Source organism: Aquimarina litoralis, assembly GCF_039523995.1.
Lineage (GTDB): Bacteria > Bacteroidota > Bacteroidia > Flavobacteriales > Flavobacteriaceae > Aquimarina > Aquimarina litoralis.
Map to the genome: position 1 here is coordinate 50,472 of NZ_BAAAGE010000005.1, position 16,520 is coordinate 66,991.

Consider the following 16,520-nt stretch of genomic DNA (forward strand, 5'->3'; position numbering starts at 1 on the left):
ACAAAAAACACAAAAGTATTTCTACAAAAAATCTTTTAGAATATCGCAGGCTAAATATACAGTATTACTGGTAGTTAAGATCAAAAGAAGACACAATTAATTTTTTAAAAAATCAATGCAGCAGTCTAGGTTATATTGCTAATTCCATCTCATATAAATCTAATCCTAAACCCCAATAATCTTTTGCTGTCATTTTGGTGACAAAACCAAATTTTTCAAAAAAACCATATGCCAGTTGAGAGGTTCTAACTGTTACTTTTTCAATCTTACTATTAGACTTTAAAATGGACAAACAATGGGTAACAGCTTTATTTCCGAAACCCTTACCAGCAAACTCTGGATGAAAAAAAATCCATGTAATTTCTCCTACTCTCCTTTTCTCAAGATAATTACATCCTACTCCTCCTATTATTTTATTTCCAGATGTTATTGTAAAATAGGTGCTTTCGTATACCGCTAGATATTTTTCAAAATCCTGGATTTCCTTACGATCAAAATATTTAGGAGTATTTAAGGTAAGAGCTTCAACTAGTTCCTTTTTGTCATTGCATGTATAAGGTCGTATCATTCCAAAATTTTTCTGGTATTGGAATATATTAGTTAATTTGGATCGAAAAATTATCTACAAACAATTCAATATCCTCCATGGTAGGATTTGCGGTAGCTCCAACTTGTACTCTTTCATAAAACACAGGCTCTTGCAACGTAAAATCAATTCCATTTTCAGCAAACAATTCTCTAAAAATAGTGGCATTAGGCAAATTCATCCCATTACCCATGATTATCTCATTCCCATTGATGGATAAGCTATTTATTCCTGTATCATCATCCGCTAATGTTAACTCCCATCGTACGGTTACCCATTCATTTCTGGGAAATTGCAGCGATGTTTGTTGCAAATTGCCCGCTGAGATTTTACCTCTTTCGATAGCCAAAAAATCATTTCCTCCAGACATCATCAAACGGACTCCAGGACATTGATTATCCTCCACAGTTGGATCCCAACACGAACAACATTCTAGATCAATCAAAAGTAAGTTTTCAATATTAGCAGTAGAATTCAAGTAAAAATCTGCTTCGATAACCACTAGATCATCGGCAAAAGCTTTAAATCCTTCTTTTTCTATGTCCATTTTAGACAACACATTATCAGATTGCAACGCTAATAAACGTAATGCATTTTGTCCTTCAGAAAACGTACTGGTTGAAATAGAAATCTCATTTGACGGATTCGTTTGTTGTATATTCGTCCATCTACTTCCATTCGATTCAAAAAGTTCGTCCACATCATTATTTTGAGTCTCGAATCCATCTTCGAATAAAAATGATGTTGTAGTAAGGGATGCATCACTATCGCTATTGGAACAAGCAATGCAGGACACAAGAATTATCAAAACATAAATAAACTTCATAACTAATGGGGATTTGTTATGAAGATACTATATTTATTTTATTCTAAGAAGAATCCTTAGGAGTCTAGTAGTCTTCTATGATAATTTATTTGACCTAAATGATAAGTTAGATGTGTCGTTAGATGTATCAAAAATCGATGCGTACTTGGATTCTTATCCATTAGTATTCTAGGATATTCTTTCTGAAGATCTTCTGGTGTAATGGTGTCTAATGCTGTATCCACTATTTTTTGTACCTCATCAATTTTAGCAATCATTTCTGATCTAGGAACATCTTTCGCAGAAAACTCTAAATCCCGTTGTCTTATATATCCAGTATTTCCAAACTCTGCTCCAATATACGTATTCAGATTTCCAATCAGGTGTAAACAAAGATTTCCTGCAGAATTACTTATTTCTTTTGTCTCTATCCACAAGTTCTCTTCTTTGGAATAAGCATTAATTTCTGCTTTAAGTTTGGTTAAATCGCGATCAAAAATGGTTTTAAGTATGGCTATAATAGAATCATTCATTAGATATCATTTTATTAATTAATGTTATTTGTCCTAAGTGATAATAGGCATGCTCGATCATTGCATCAATATTTCTTTGATAAGTACCATACTTTTCATCTACAAAAACCTCATCTAATTGCACATCCGACATTTGCTCAATCAAATCAGCAAAGCTTTTGGAATTATTATATAATCTTTGTTGTAACGCTTGCCAATCCTTTTCTGAAGTAATTGATGGTGCATCAAAACTATACTTATCCCTAATTTCTAGATCTCCTCCTTTTAATACATTTAGAACACCTTCTATATAATAATTGATATGAAATGTTAGTAACCCAATGGTATTTAAATCACTTACTTTTTTATTCGCTTGTTCCCAACTAATTTTAGACAATTGATCTTTATAATTGGTATTTGCAATCCAACGACCATTTAATATAACTTCTCTAAATCGATTAGCTATCTGTTTTGTTCTCATCACGGTTTAAAACAAAATTAATTATAGTTAAAAATAGTTTTTTCACTAAAGAAATGACAAATAAATATCATAGAACCTTGTTAAAAATTTTCTTCAAAGTCTGCTCATTAGAATCATCAATTACCATAAGATGTAAAAGAAAGTGATTGATATTCCATTGTAATCAGCTATTAACAATATCCCTAATTGTAATCCAACTAGGATTAATTGAACTCCCTTCGAGTTTACATTTTCATTATAATAAATCAACTCCTTAAAATCACTTATTAAAAAAGTAAGAAAAACAACTACTTGTCGTCTGAAGTAACATCTAACAATTTAGTAAGATTTAGTGCTATTAAAATTCATTACTTTTAACAGTACTAACTAAACTCACACAAACATTGAATACCTATACCAAATATTGGTTTCTAGAAGGATTTAACTTATTCAATAAGTTAGGAAGAATCACTATGATGCGCATGTGTGAAATTTTGGAGATGGAAAATATTGATAAAGGTGCTCATATCGAACTATCAAAAGAGGACAAAAAGAATATCTTCTTCTTAAAAAAAGGTACTGTAAAAATCATCAACCCCATTAATGATAAGGTTAAACACATTGTAAAGAAAGGAAACATCTTTGGAGAGCTAGCACTTTATAACGAATCAGAAGAAACTAAAGAGCAAGCAATAGCATTAGAAGATTGCATCGTGTGTTATATAGAATCTTCGAGAATGCAACGTATTATGGAAAAACACAAATCCCTAAAAAATGGGATTTTAAAAATCTATGGTTTACGAATAAAAAAGTTAGAAAGAAGACTAGAAGATCTATTGTATAAGGATAGTAAAACACGGATTAAAGAATTCATTGTAGATTATATCAATGAATTTGGAGAACAGATTAATGAAACGCTAGTTGCAAAAAAATTACTAACGCATAAGGATATTGCTAACCTTACAAATACCTCTAGACAAACGGTTAGTAACACCTTAAGTATCTTAAGAAAAGAAGATTGTATCGATTATAATACACAGATTATTACCTTACTTCAAAAAGAAACACACACAATTCATACATAATTTACTCAAACCATGAAAAAACCAGTAGCAATTGCACAAATTAATGATTTAGAAAACAAACAACCCTCACATGCATTAGTCAATGGACTCGATCTTGTAATTATCAAATTTGATGAAGAAATATCTGTATTATATGGAAGATGTTTGCATAGAGGTGCTCTTATGGCAGATGGACATATCGATGGACATAATCTTATCTGTGGTGTCCACGGCTGGGATTATAGATATGACACTGGTGTTTCTGAATACAATAATAATGAAGTACTACATAAATTTAGTACCAAAATCGAAGGAGATACGCTATACGTAGATGAAGTAGAAATCAATACCTATCTGGAAGAACACCCACAACCCTTTAATAGAGATGAATACCTAGGCGCCTATGCCGATACACATCCCGAAGATACAGAACCTTATACTGGATACATTAAAGAACTGGCAAAAAATGGGTTAAAAAATTTGGGACATCATGGATTTTCTTCCTCAATGGGTGTGGATCGAAATACACTTCCAAAATGGAACGATATACAATTTTTGCCAGCGCAATTGGCCAGCAGACCTTTGTTAGATCATGAAGATGTAGCAACTAAAGTAATTATTGGTCCAAAGGCAAAAAAACCATTAAGTATTGATATTCCATTATTTGTAAGCGATATGAGCTTTGGTGCTTTATCTAGAGAGGCAAAAATCTCGTTGTCCAGAGGAGCAGAAATGGCAGGAACTGGTATTTGCTCTGGAGAAGGTGGTATGCTACCACAAGAACAAGAAAGTAATACGAAATATTTTTACGAACTAGCTTCTGCTCAATTTGGGTTTTCATGGGATAAATTAGAAAAAGTACAAGCCTTTCACTTTAAAGGTGGACAAGGTGCAAAAACGGGAACTGGCGGACATCTTCCTGGAACTAAGGTGAGTAAGGAAATTGCTGAAGTTAGAGGATTACAAGAAGGGGAAACTGCTATTTCTCCAGCTACGTTTCCTGATTTTCATGGAGTACAAGATTTTAAAGACTTTGCCGAAAAAGTTAGAGAAAAAACAGGTGGTATTCCTGTTGGTTTCAAAATAGCTGCAAGTCACATAGAAAAAGATATTCAATTTGCATTAGATGTAGGCGTAGACTATATCATTTTAGACGGGCGAGGTGGAGGAACAGGTTCTGCGCCTACTATCTTAAGAGATAATATCAATGTGCCTACAATTCCAGCTTTGGCAAGAGCTAGAAAATATTTGGATAAAGTTGGCGCAACCGATGTGACTCTTATTATAACTGGTGGATTGCGAATTGCAGAAGATTTTGCTAAGGCCATGATGTTAGGAGCAGATGCTATTGCTGTTTCTAATGCTGCACTACAAGCAATTGGATGTTTAGGAATGAGAGCCTGTGGTAGTAATAATTGTCCTGTTGGTATTGCTACGCAAAAAGAATCTTTGAGAAGCAGATTAATTATAGAATCTTCAGCGAAACAGTTGTGCAACTATTTTGAAGCTACGAATGACCTCATCAAAGTAGTGGCAAGAGCTTGTGGATATGATGATATTTCTAAGTTTAATCATAATGATTTATCAACTTTTGATCGAGATATGCATCAGTTAACAGGTATCAATTATGCAGGAGTTTTATAAAACCTGTGTTTCACAAAATCAAAAATAAAACGATGACAGTCATACGAACCTTCGATTTTCTATCAAAAAAGAAAGTCTCATTACTAGAAATTTGGATAAAAAACCAATCACACTTTCTCTAAATTATCAAACCTTTGGACTAGAATGGAATGATAATAACTCCATTACAACACTTCTACTGAATGATAAAACTCATAGGCAAGTTTTGGAATGGATAGATAGTATGGCATCAAAAAGTAATCTATCCAAATCTTATACATACGATCTTCATTATGAACTCCCATATCTGATAACAGATGAGTATATCTTCAAACTAGAAGATGTTGATACCTTACAACAACTAAAAGAGCAAAGAATCTTAGCAAATTCTGTTTTAGAAGAGTTTTTGAAAGTTAATAAACTAGTCTCAGAAATTAGGATTTGGCCACATCATTTTGATACAGGTGCTTTCGCTCCTATTGAAGATTCATCAGGAATATCAATTGGTTTAGGAATGGCAATTCCAGATACGATGATAGATGATTATTATTTCTATATAAGTGGATATCACGGACATGATGGTGTAGATACTTCTGGTTTTAAAGAGTTATCAATAGGTACTTGGAAAAATGATGGATTTAAAGGAGCTGTACTACCAATTACTGGGATTGACGAAAAACAAGGTGTTAATTTCTTAAATGAAGTACTAACTGCGTACAAAAGTTAAAAAAGATGCTACAATCCTTCAGTATTATTTTTTCTATAGCCGCGTTTTTTAGTTTTATCAACTATAAATGGCTAAAAATGCCTGCTACCATTGGTTTGATGATCATGAGTTTATGTACCGTGATCATCATAACACTTAGCAAAAGTATTGTTCCTAATTTCTATGAATTCTTTTGTGATATTGTTGCCAATTCTGATTTCAAAACCTTACTGCTAGATGGAATTCTTAGTTTTCTTTTATTCGCTGGTGCTTTACACGTAAATATCGAAGAACTCACCAAAGAAAAATGGTCTGTTATCCTGTTTGCAACACTGGGAGTTCTAATTTCTACTTTTTTAGTTGGCGGATTAACCTTTGGCGCAGCAAGACTATTGCATATAGAATTGCCGTTGTTACATGCACTCCTGTTTGGCGCACTTATTTCGCCTACAGATCCGATTGCGGTAATGGCCATACTGAAAAAAGCCAATATTGCTAAAAGCTTAGGAATTAAAATCGAAGGAGAGTCGCTGTTTAATGATGGTATTGGAGTGGTTGTATTCTCTGGAATACTAATTCTTATAAGTATGGAAGGAAATCTAGAAGGATCTGTAGGCGCCGAAATTGGAAAATTATTTATGGAAGAAGCCATTGGCGGCATTGTATATGGAATTGTTTTAGGTTTTATAGGATACCATAGTATAAAATCTGTAGAAGAGAATCCACAATTATCCGTAATGATTAGTTTGGCAATCGTAATGGGTGGATATTCACTAGCATCGCTGATTCATGTATCAGGACCTTTGGCGATGGTAGTTGCTGGAATGATCATCGGTAACAAATTAAACGTAGCCACCAATAAAGGATCTACCAGAAAATTAATGAATGACCTCTGGGAAGTTTTAGATGATATTTTTAACGGTATTCTATTCGTTCTTATAGGATTGGCAATTCATTTATTAAAATTCGATACTGGAAATCTAATACTGGGATTCATAGCCATAGTCATTGTACTATTTTCAAGATTTATTTCGGTACTACTTCCCTACTCTTTATTAAAACATAAGGAAACCAGTCCGATTAAGACGGTAACCATACTTACGTGGGGCGGTTTACGAGGTGGTATTTCATTGGCATTAGCATTAAGTTTAGCCGATAATCCATCTGCAGAAGTAATCCTTTATATTACCTACGTGGTAGTTTTCTTTTCTATTCTCGTACAAGGATTAAGCATTGGAAAATTAGTCAAAAAACTATATCCATAAGTTCCTTTTTAGCATTCTATAAATCTTCCATAAAACCACTATTCGATGCAAACGACTACAAACGTTTACAATCGAAAATAAACACTTCCTAACCGTATGTAACTCCCTTCTAATCCTATGTTTGCCCTGTCGAAACATAAGAACTCGATAATCTTTATCTAATCTATCTGCGCTATGCAGATCATAAAAATCGATATCATGAATACATTAAAAAACAAAGTACAATTAATCGGAAATTTAGGACAGGAACCAGAAATTATCTCTTTAGATTCTGGAAGAAAATTAGCTAAGTTCTCTATCGCTACTAATGACTACTATTATAATAAAGCTGGAGACAAAATCACAGATACACAATGGCACAATATCGTTGCCTGGGGGAAAACAGCTGATATTATCGAAAAATATGTAACCAAAGGACAAGAAATAGCCATCGAAGGTAAACTAACCTCTCGCAGTTATGACGATAATGAGGGTAATAAAAGGTACATCACCGAAGTAGTTTGTCACGAATTATTAATGCTAGGAAATAAATAGCATAGCTATGAAGGATATGCTACGTATATTTTTTTACCGCTCGTTTTAATTTTTCCTGAATTCTATTACGCAGTTTTTCTGGTTGTAGTACTTCGATACTATCTCCAAAACCGAGAATCAATCGTTCCAACTCAAAATTCATTTGTACTTCGATGCTAAAGGTAACTCCATAGTCATCTCGTGCAACTGTTTTCTGAGAGCTATGAAAAGGTTTTGTAGTCACATAAGGAGCATTACGGCGATCAACACGAAAGCTAATCAGTTCTGGTTGAACATTTTCTGAAACCGTCACGCCTATCACATCTTTGTAATAATCGTCTCCATCGATATGATGGTCTACATAAGATATGTCTGTATCTGAAGTAGCAATACTAATGATGCGATCTAGAGCAAAGGTAGTAAGTGACCTTCTGTTATGACCAACTGCCAGTAAAAACCATCGGTTATTAAACTCTTTTAATAACTGTGGGTGGATCTCGATTTCACTAGGTTGTCTGGCTTTAAAAGAACGGTAACCAATTTTCAGGACTTTCTTATCCAAAATAGCGTGGTAAAGCATATCGATATGGTGTAATCCTTTTAGCTGCTCATTCTTTTCGAGGTGAATAATAGGTTTGTTATTCTTTTGTGTAGCATATACAGAATCTTCCAATCGCTCTAACACACCATTCATCTCTTTAAAAAGCGAGAAATCTTTAAACTGTCGTAATATCTGTATGGACTCATTCATAATCTTAATATCATGATCGGTAACCGGAATATTCATAATACTATAGTCCTCCTCTGCATATCGATAATATTTGCGCTGATATACTTCTATCGGTGCATTATATCCCAATTTGTCACTACGCATCATCTGTATATCCAACTGAACCGTTCTTTTGCTTACGTATACATCTTTTCCTTCGTATTCGTACAAAGCATCAGAACAGGCTTCGATCAGATCATCCAATGTCCATGTTCTAAAGGTATTACGAAGACACTGATCAATTGTTTTATAACGAATCAGAGCATTTTTATTCGACGCCATGTTAAAAATTTTAAGAAAAATATGAATTATCTTTTTACTACGCAAAAAGAATGCGTACTGGCACCAGATATTTGTACTATAAATAATGAAACAAGAGGCACAATGATAGTGTTTCGAGTAATTAATAAGTAAATCAGGGGAAACCTGAAAATGTTTAAATCTCGATTATCGAGTAAAAAATATAGTACAATGAAGTTTAATCAATTATCAAAAAAGGAGCAGGAGATCAGAAATTATCTGTTTACCGATGCATTCGCTGGCTTCGTTGGGATAGGATTTTGCACTTCAGTTGTAAATACTACTCCACCAAAAATGCCAAGTGCAGACAGTAACAAGATACTGGAGAAAGCACTAGATCTAATGAACACTAGCTTTCGCAAAGCGTTCATAACAGACAGTTATACTTCGCATATAGTTGGAATTTCGTAAGCTTTTTATAAGTACTGATTCGCGAACGGTGCAACGTCGATCTAAAGGTCGAAAATTTACATCGGTTTAAATACCCGTCTAGGACGGATGTATCGAAGACCCGCCTACCGGCTAGGCAGACAAGTAAATTCTAAAGCACCATACCAAACAATCAGCTGCTTATCTAAAGATGAGAATACCGAAAATATCGAGTATATCCAGTAAAAATTTTCTAACAAACGCAAAAAAAGCATTGGTAACTAAAGGTGTAACAATCGATGGTTACGCCGAGCCACACCACCAATGAACATACGAAGATGTCGCACCTAGATGCTACACTAAGATGTCTTACTGAGCTTCCGCCATTGGCGGACACCTGTCGAAGTATCATCTAAGTGTTCTTCAAGTGCCATCCAAGTACCATCCGAGTGCAGTTCGCTACTACCCAAAAGGGGAAAGTAGGGTAATGCGACAGCACGAGGATCACTTTCCCGAAAACAAAGGACCATTTCCCATAGGTGAAATGTATGTATCCGCATACTAGCTGGGGCTATCACTTATGGGCGTACCCCAACAATTGGAATATATCAATCACAAAACAACTAACAACATGAAAACTTTAAGATTTATATTATTAGCTATATTACTAGGTGTTAACCTTGTTTCTTGCGAACCTCCAACCATCCAGGATGAAATCGGAGTTGAAGAAGTAGAGACTAAAGTCTCACTTACTGAGGATGATGAGGAAGAAGTAACTCAAACTTCTAATTAATAAAAATATGTTTAATTAAGGAGTTCTAATTTACAAATTAGGCTCCTTTTTATCTTTTTGTATATTTTTCCAAACCAATTCCCTAAATTAGATTTTTATATAAATATGATTATGGTTATTGGTTTAAAAAATCCAATCTTATTTTTTAAATTATTGATTTTGATTACTTTTTTTACAAATTGTACTAATCATTCAGGATCCATAGAAAAAGAATTATCCGACTCTAAAATAGAAAGTTTAATCTTACTTGCCTCGGATAAAACAAAATCTAAAAAAGAGAAAAGGAAATATCTTCAAAAAGCATATGATTTATTTCTTTTACTGCCAGATAACAAATACAAAAGAAAAAAAATAAGTGAAATATCAGCAAGTTATTCTAATATTAAGGATTATAAACAATCCGAGTTCGCAAATCAAAAAATGCTTGAATTATCCATTAAAATAAAAGATTCTTTTGGGATTGCAAGATCTTATAATAATTTTGGAATATATCAACGGATAAGAAAAAAAATTGATAGTGCTTATTTTTATTTTAACAAAGCAGAAAAATTTTATACCTATTTAGATAAAGGCGATTCTTATTATAATTCTTTTTATGCTTTTGACCATGGCTCTGTTTTAATCGATCTAGCTAAATTATCAAGAAAGGTAAAAGATTATAGCTATAGTGAAGATTTAACTATAAGAGCAATTCAAAAATTTGAATTATCCGGGAATAAAACATACTTACCACTATCATTTAGTAATTTAGGAACAATTGCAAAACAACTGGAACAATATGAAGATGGTATAAAATATCATAAAAAGGCAATGGAGTACGCTAAAAACACTCCTAAGGATACGCTTTATAGAGCTATCTCTTTTAATAATATTGGAACCGTATATAAATCATTAAAAGATTACAATAAGGCTATAGTATATTATAAGAAGGCCCTTTCCCACAAAAAATTCTTAGAAAGTAGACCAAAAAGATACGCTCGCTACTTAGACAATTTGGGCTATGCTAAATTTCTTGCCAATAAGGATAATGATAGTGCTTTCTTTTTATTTAATAAAGCATATCAAATAAGAGATAGTATTAATGATATTGTAGGTCTTTCAACAAATTCACTGCATTTGGCAGAATATTATCAATTCAAAGGCAATCTACAATTATCCAAAGGATTTGCTAAAAAGGCTAAAAATGCAGCGCGTAGTACTTCAGACAACACGGAACTCCTCCAAGCCTATGATCTTTTAGCGCAAGTATCTCCTCCAGAAGAAGGCAGACAATATGCCATGAAATATATCAAACTCAGTGATAGTTTAACCAAACGAGATAATCTGTTTAGAGATAAATTTGCTCGTATCCGATTCGAGAGTGATAATCTCCAAAAAGAAAACGAGCAGAAAAATAAAGAAATCGAGGAAGTACAAAATCAAAATACCATCTACCTGCTTGGGATGCTCCTACTCGTTACCTTTATTGCTTTTATTATCTACTTTTCGCGTCAGCGTACACGATATCTCGCACAACAAAATAAGATTGTAGAGTTTCAGGCAGCCTATGAAACCGAAACCCGTATTTCTAAACGCTTACACGATGAGTTAGGGAATGATATTTTTCAGGTAATGATGCAATATCAAAACGATCCTCATGATCCGCAGATTACCAAAAAATTAAATACTGCCTATAATAAAGCCAGAGATATCTCTAGAGAAAATAGTGAGTTCGAAGTGGATGAAACCTACACCGAAGAACTTACGGATATGCTCACCAATTATACCGAGAATCATAGCAAATTAATTCTTAGAGGTATTGATAAAATTAGTTGGGATACGGTAGATAAAAATCTAAAAATCACCATCTACCGAGTATTACAAGAACTCATGACCAATATGCAAAAACACAGTCAGGCAGATCTGGTCGCCATTGTGTTTAAAAACGAAAAAAACAAACTCTTGATCAAATATTCTGATAATGGTATCGGCATCGAACGAGAGGATATCAAATCTAAAAACGGACTGCGTAATACCGAGAAACGTGTTCAGGCCATACAAGGAAACATTACGTTTGATTCTGCAAAAGACAAAGGCTTTAAAGCAGAGATCAAAATTCCTGTGTAATATCAACATCATCTATTTGAGTACTTCTACAAGCTCAACAGAACAATCAAGAATAAGTTTTGATTAAAAGTCCCTCTTTGAAAGCCTGTCCGTCATTTGGAGGAAGGGATTTAGGGAGATGTTCTTCAACCCAAAGATTCTTCTACAAAAAGATAGTTAACCCGATCTTTCTTACAATAAATCAAAAGAATACGGAAAAGCGTAATCAACCTATTTACGGAACAATTATATTTGACCTTTAAAACAGAACTAAAACGTATACGATGTTTACGAAAGTATTGGTTGCAGAGGATTATGAAATCGCCAATCAAGGAATTATAAAAGTAATACAGGAAGGATTAGGAATTCAGAATATCCATGAATCTAAATATTGTGATGATGCCTATCTCAAATTCAGAAAAGCATTTCAGGAGAATGAACCTTTTGAATTACTTATCACAGATCTATCATTTAAAGAAGATCACAAAGTACAAATCAGAACTTCCGGAATCGATTTGATTCAGGATATCCGAAAAATACAACCCAATATAAACGTCATTGTATACTCACAAGAAAGCAGACCAGACAAAATAAATATGTTATTTCAAAAACTAGATATCAATGGCTACGTGTGCAAAGGGCAAAATGCAGTAAGAGAATTAGTAAGCTGCGTGCAAGGTGTATTTCGGGGAGATACCGTTTTACCACCAGAAGTTACCGAAGCCAGTACCGATAACATCGTCAATCTAGACGATTTTGATATCATGTTATTAGAAGAACTATCACAGGGACTGACTAAAAAGGAAATCGTACAAAAGCTTAAAAAGCTTAAAATAACTCCGAATAGCGAAAGTACGATCGACAAAAAACTAAGCAAGCTTTTTGATGACTTCAAAGCTAAAAACACTACACATTTAGTTGCTATTGTAAAAGATTTGGGATTGCTATAGCAACTCGTTTACGGCGATCTTCTTAAGATTATCGACTCGATTTATAATCAAGAAGCCATTCAAGAAAAGAAAAAAACGTCAATTCGAGTGCTTCGACATAAGAAGAAGTGTATCGAGAATAGGTTTTAAGTAATATATCATCAATTCAAATACTGATGTAAAATATAACTCATAGACTGTAAACGGCCTATCGAAAACTTGTTGTAAAATTTGAAGTGAAGGTTCCGTGAAATTTTAGACTGTTTGAGCGTAGCGAGTTTCTAAAATTTAGGAATAGAATAAAAAATTTAAACAACTTTTTCGTAAGCCTAGACTTTTTTGTTTTGTCACACTGAGATGTCACACTGAGATGTCACACTGAGCTTGTCGAAGTGTTGTTGAAGTGTTGGCAATGAAAAAAAGAAAAGAAGTTGTATCAAATCGAAATAAACAAAATATTTCTATCACTCATTTCTATTATCCTGATTTTATGTACGCTTAAACTTCAAAACATAACTTTTAACAAAAAATTCCCTTCGATTACGGAAATCCGTAAGGACTTCAGCCAGAGTAGATTTATGTTTGTATCATCGAAAAAAGGAAATACATACTTAATCAGTATACACATCAAAAAACGTAGCAGTTAAACAAAAAAGGTAATGGGAAAAAGGAATACGGATCAAGCAGTGATAAATGGTATTTTGAATGGGGATCAAGAAATACTAACTATTTTTTACAGAGATAATATTAGCTATATCCAAGGATACATTCTTAGACATAGCGGTACGATGCAAGATGTTGAAGATATTTTTCAAGATGCGCTAGTTGTACTCTACCAAAAAATTAAATCTGGAACTTTTGAAATCCGTGTTCCTTTAACTACCTATTTCTACGGAATCTGCAAAAACACGTGGAGAACCCGTTTACGTAAAAAACATCAAATCGTTTTCGACGAAACAATGATCGATACAAAAAAAGAAACAACAGATGCTATTACAAGTTCCATAGAAAATGATGAACGTGAGCATTTGTACCGAAAACATTTCCAAAAACTAAGTACTAGTAACAGAAGTTTAATGCTCCTTTATTTCGAAGGAAAATCAGTAAACGAAATCTCAAAGATCACTGGATATACTCCAGGATATACCAGAAAAAAGAAGTTCGATGCTAAAAAGGAACTTTTAATGAGAATCGAACAAGACCCGATGTTTCAGGAATTGAGAGTTCCTGCGTAAACTTCTGTATTAAGAATAACAATTACAAATAACTATAAAACCAAAGCCAGATTACTACAAGTAATTTGGCTTTCGCAGTTAGTATAAAGAAGGTTCTATATGTTAGAAATGATTACTTGTAGTTTTTGATAGTATAATCAATCTAATAGATAATTCACCGAAAAGAACTCAAAACCAAATCTTAACACGTATTTTTTTTTAATAAAAAAACAAAAAAATCACATTATTTTTTCACTGCGCAAAAAGAATGCGTAGTAACATAAAACATTTGCATTGTAATTAACAACAAAATGCGAATAAGATGAAATTTAATGTATTTACAAAATCAAAAAATGAGGTAAGAAATTATCAAGGTGCTAAAGCATTTAGATTATCTCCTGAAATGGAATTGTACACGGCTGTTGTTAATTCCACTTTAGAGAAAACCAATTACGAAGCTACCAATGATCGATTAGAAAGAATTATTAAACTGGTTCAAAAAAACGATCCTTACTTTGTAGCACAGCTAGCTGTATATGCAAGACAAAAAATGTATCTAAGATCAATTCCTATTGTATTGGCAGTAGAATTATCTAAGGTTCATAGTGGTGATAATTTGGTTAGCAAAACCGTAAATGGTGTGATCCAAAGAGCAGATGAAATTACAGAGCTTTTAGCATACTACCAATTTGCTAATCAGAGAACTGGAACTAAAAAGCTGAACAAGCTTTCTAAGCAAATTCAAAAAGGTATCGTGATGGCTTTAAATAAGTTTGATGCATACCAATTTGCAAAATATAACAGAAAAACTGAGGTTACTTTTAAAGATGCTATCTTTTTAACACACCCAAAACCAAAGGATGATGTACAACAATCCATCTTTGACAAGGTGATCAATGATAGTTTAGAAGTTCCTTATACGTGGGAAGTTGAGTTATCAACTTTAGGTCAGCAAGAGTTTGCCAATAATATCGAAAAGAAAAAAGCCTTTACTGCAAAGTGGGAAGAGCTGATCGATAGCAACAAACTTGGATACATGGCGCTAATGCGTAATCTAAGAAACATCCTAGAAGCAGAGGTAAGTCATACACATATTGCCAAAATCGTGACTACACTTACTAATGAAAGTAATGTAAAACGATCAAAGCAATTACCATTTAGATTCATGGCTGCGTACCAAGAATTAAGTGTTGTAAAATCCTCTTACACTTCATACATTTTAGATGCTTTAGAAAAAGCAATCCAAATTAGTGTGATCAATATGAAAGGATTTGAACTAGACACAAAAGTGGTAGTAGCATGTGATGTATCTGGATCGATGATGCAACCTATTTCTAGAAAGAGTAAGATACAAGCTTACGATATCGGATTAGTACTAGGTATGTTGTTGCAAAACAAATGCAAAAATGTGATCACAGGTCTTTTCGGAGATCGATGGAAACAATATGTATTACCAAAAGGTAATGTATTATCCAATGTAATGAAGCTAAAAAGAATTGAAGGTGAAGTTGGATATTCTACAAACGGTTACAAAGTGATTCAAAGTCTGAATAACAACAAAACCAAAGTAGATAAGGTGATGATCTTTACGGATTGTCAACTATGGAATAGTGGTCATTACAATTCGGATAAGCATATTGAAACTGAGTGGAAAGCATACAAAAAGCTATTTCCAAATGCTAAACTATACATCTTCGATTTAATGGGATACAATAGTGCTCCATTACAAGTAGAACAAAATGATGTATACCTAATCGGCGGTTGGAGTGATAAAGTTTTTGAAGTGCTAGACGCTTTAGAAAATGGAAACTCAGTAATCCAATATATCAAGGAGCAATCCTTATAACAGTAGTAAGCTCACATCTATGGATGGTGTGAGCTTCTTAAACAAGTTCATTGAAAACATAGAAAATATTGAAAAACAAGTGCCGTAAAAAAGAGTTACTTCGTAACTATAACGGTCCTAAGGTAGCGTAGCACAAGCGATTGTGTGAGCGAAGCTGGGTTAAAAACCAGTAGGGTGAAATGCATATATGCGCACATCTCTCTGAGATTTCGAATCACCGGTTCACTGTCCGCCTATGGCGGATAAGAACGACGCTCTTCAAAGAGCATCTCTCTTTTTGCTTTTTGCCTTGTTTAACATAAAAATATTAAAAGTAAGTGTCGTAAATAAGAGTTACTTCGCATTCATAACGCCGTGGTCGTGGGTTCGAGTCCCACTCTGTCTTAGGCAGATAGCTCAGTTGGATAGAGCGCGCAACAGTCTCTTATTGCTTTTTACCTTACTTCTTTATAAAGAATACTCAAAGTAAGTGTCGTAAAAAAGTTTTACTTCGTTGTCGAACTATTGGGGTCATGGGTTCGAGTCCCATTCTGCTTAGGCAGGTAGCTCAGAGAGGTTAGAGCACAATACATAACAGACTTTTTGCTTTTTACCTTACTTTTTAAAATATATTCTCTAGAAAATAAAGTGTCGTAGACTAGTGTTACTTCGTAGGTTCGATTCCGAATTCCTCCACAAAAA

16 protein-coding genes are annotated in these 16,520 nt (G+C 33.7%); 11 read left to right on the forward strand and 5 right to left on the reverse strand.

Features of this window, described 5'->3' with window-relative positions:
- Positions 1–130: 130 nt before the first annotated feature.
- From ABD077_RS21145 to ABD077_RS21160, 4 genes are read right to left on the reverse strand one after another with little or no spacing between them, the layout of a single operon-like run.
- On the reverse strand, positions 131–568 hold the full coding sequence (locus ABD077_RS21145; protein ID WP_343914219.1) for a GNAT family N-acetyltransferase: 438 nt from the start codon (positions 566–568) through the stop codon (positions 131–133).
- 28 nt (positions 569–596) lie between these two features.
- On the reverse strand, positions 597–1,412 hold the full coding sequence (locus ABD077_RS21150; RefSeq protein ID WP_343914220.1) for a hypothetical protein: 816 nt from the start codon (positions 1,410–1,412) through the stop codon (positions 597–599).
- Positions 1,413–1,468: 56 nt separating this feature from the next.
- A complete protein-coding gene (locus tag ABD077_RS21155) occupies positions 1,469–1,924 on the reverse strand; it encodes a DinB family protein (protein WP_343914221.1) in 456 nt (151 codons plus the stop codon).
- The gene (locus tag ABD077_RS21160) at positions 1,917–2,384 is read right to left on the reverse strand and encodes a DinB family protein (protein ID WP_343914222.1); all 468 of its coding nucleotides are present in this window, start codon (positions 2,382–2,384) and stop codon (positions 1,917–1,919) included. Before ABD077_RS21160 ends, ABD077_RS21155 begins: the two co-directional genes overlap by 8 nt.
- Before the next feature lie 383 nt (positions 2,385–2,767).
- On the opposite strand from ABD077_RS21160, the gene ABD077_RS21165 reads away from it, so the two are divergent.
- From ABD077_RS21165 to ABD077_RS21185, 5 genes are all read left to right on the forward strand, one after another.
- Entirely contained in the window at positions 2,768–3,448 is a 681-nt protein-coding gene (locus ABD077_RS21165; RefSeq protein WP_343914223.1) for a Crp/Fnr family transcriptional regulator, read from the forward strand.
- Positions 3,449–3,460: 12 nt separating this feature from the next.
- The gene (locus tag ABD077_RS21170) at positions 3,461–5,071 is read left to right on the forward strand and encodes a glutamate synthase-related protein (RefSeq protein ID WP_343914224.1); all 1,611 of its coding nucleotides are present in this window, start codon (positions 3,461–3,463) and stop codon (positions 5,069–5,071) included.
- Between the two features lie 91 nt (positions 5,072–5,162).
- The gene (locus ABD077_RS21175) at positions 5,163–5,777 is read left to right on the forward strand and encodes a hypothetical protein (protein WP_343914225.1); all 615 of its coding nucleotides are present in this window, start codon (positions 5,163–5,165) and stop codon (positions 5,775–5,777) included.
- A 5-nt stretch (positions 5,778–5,782) separates the two neighbouring features.
- Complete coding sequence (locus ABD077_RS21180; protein ID WP_343914226.1) at positions 5,783–7,021, forward strand: cation:proton antiporter; 1,239 nt, start codon at positions 5,783–5,785, stop codon at positions 7,019–7,021.
- 198 nt (positions 7,022–7,219) lie between these two features.
- Entirely contained in the window at positions 7,220–7,555 is a 336-nt protein-coding gene (locus ABD077_RS21185; RefSeq protein WP_299610574.1) for a single-stranded DNA-binding protein, read from the forward strand.
- A 19-nt stretch (positions 7,556–7,574) separates the two neighbouring features.
- Here ABD077_RS21185 and ABD077_RS21190 read toward each other — a convergent pair whose 3' ends face one another.
- The gene (locus tag ABD077_RS21190) at positions 7,575–8,585 is read right to left on the reverse strand and encodes a helix-turn-helix transcriptional regulator (RefSeq protein ID WP_343914227.1); all 1,011 of its coding nucleotides are present in this window, start codon (positions 8,583–8,585) and stop codon (positions 7,575–7,577) included.
- 189 nt (positions 8,586–8,774) lie between these two features.
- Here ABD077_RS21190 and ABD077_RS21195 point away from each other — a divergent pair, with 189 nt between their 5' ends.
- The 6 genes from ABD077_RS21195 to ABD077_RS21220 all read left to right on the forward strand — a co-directional run bounded on the left by ABD077_RS21195 (position 8,775) and on the right by ABD077_RS21220 (position 15,839).
- Positions 8,775–9,014: a hypothetical protein gene (locus ABD077_RS21195; protein ID WP_343914228.1), complete on the forward strand. Its 240-nt coding sequence runs from the start codon at positions 8,775–8,777 to the stop codon at positions 9,012–9,014.
- A 589-nt stretch (positions 9,015–9,603) separates the two neighbouring features.
- Positions 9,604–9,765 (forward strand): hypothetical protein, encoded by a 162-nt coding sequence (locus tag ABD077_RS21200; protein WP_343914229.1) that lies wholly within the window; start codon positions 9,604–9,606, stop codon positions 9,763–9,765.
- A gap of 159 nt (positions 9,766–9,924) precedes the next feature.
- Positions 9,925–11,871, forward strand: coding sequence for a tetratricopeptide repeat-containing sensor histidine kinase (locus tag ABD077_RS21205; RefSeq protein ID WP_343914230.1), 1,947 nt, complete (start codon positions 9,925–9,927; stop codon positions 11,869–11,871).
- A 263-nt stretch (positions 11,872–12,134) separates the two neighbouring features.
- Positions 12,135–12,800, forward strand: coding sequence for a helix-turn-helix domain-containing protein (locus ABD077_RS21210; RefSeq protein ID WP_299610563.1), 666 nt, complete (start codon positions 12,135–12,137; stop codon positions 12,798–12,800).
- 638 nt (positions 12,801–13,438) lie between these two features.
- On the forward strand, positions 13,439–14,014 hold the full coding sequence (locus ABD077_RS21215) for an RNA polymerase sigma factor (protein WP_343914231.1): 576 nt from the start codon (positions 13,439–13,441) through the stop codon (positions 14,012–14,014).
- 301 nt (positions 14,015–14,315) lie between these two features.
- A complete protein-coding gene (locus ABD077_RS21220; protein WP_343914232.1) occupies positions 14,316–15,839 on the forward strand; it encodes a TROVE domain-containing protein in 1,524 nt (507 codons plus the stop codon).
- Positions 15,840–16,520: the final 681 nt, after the last annotated feature.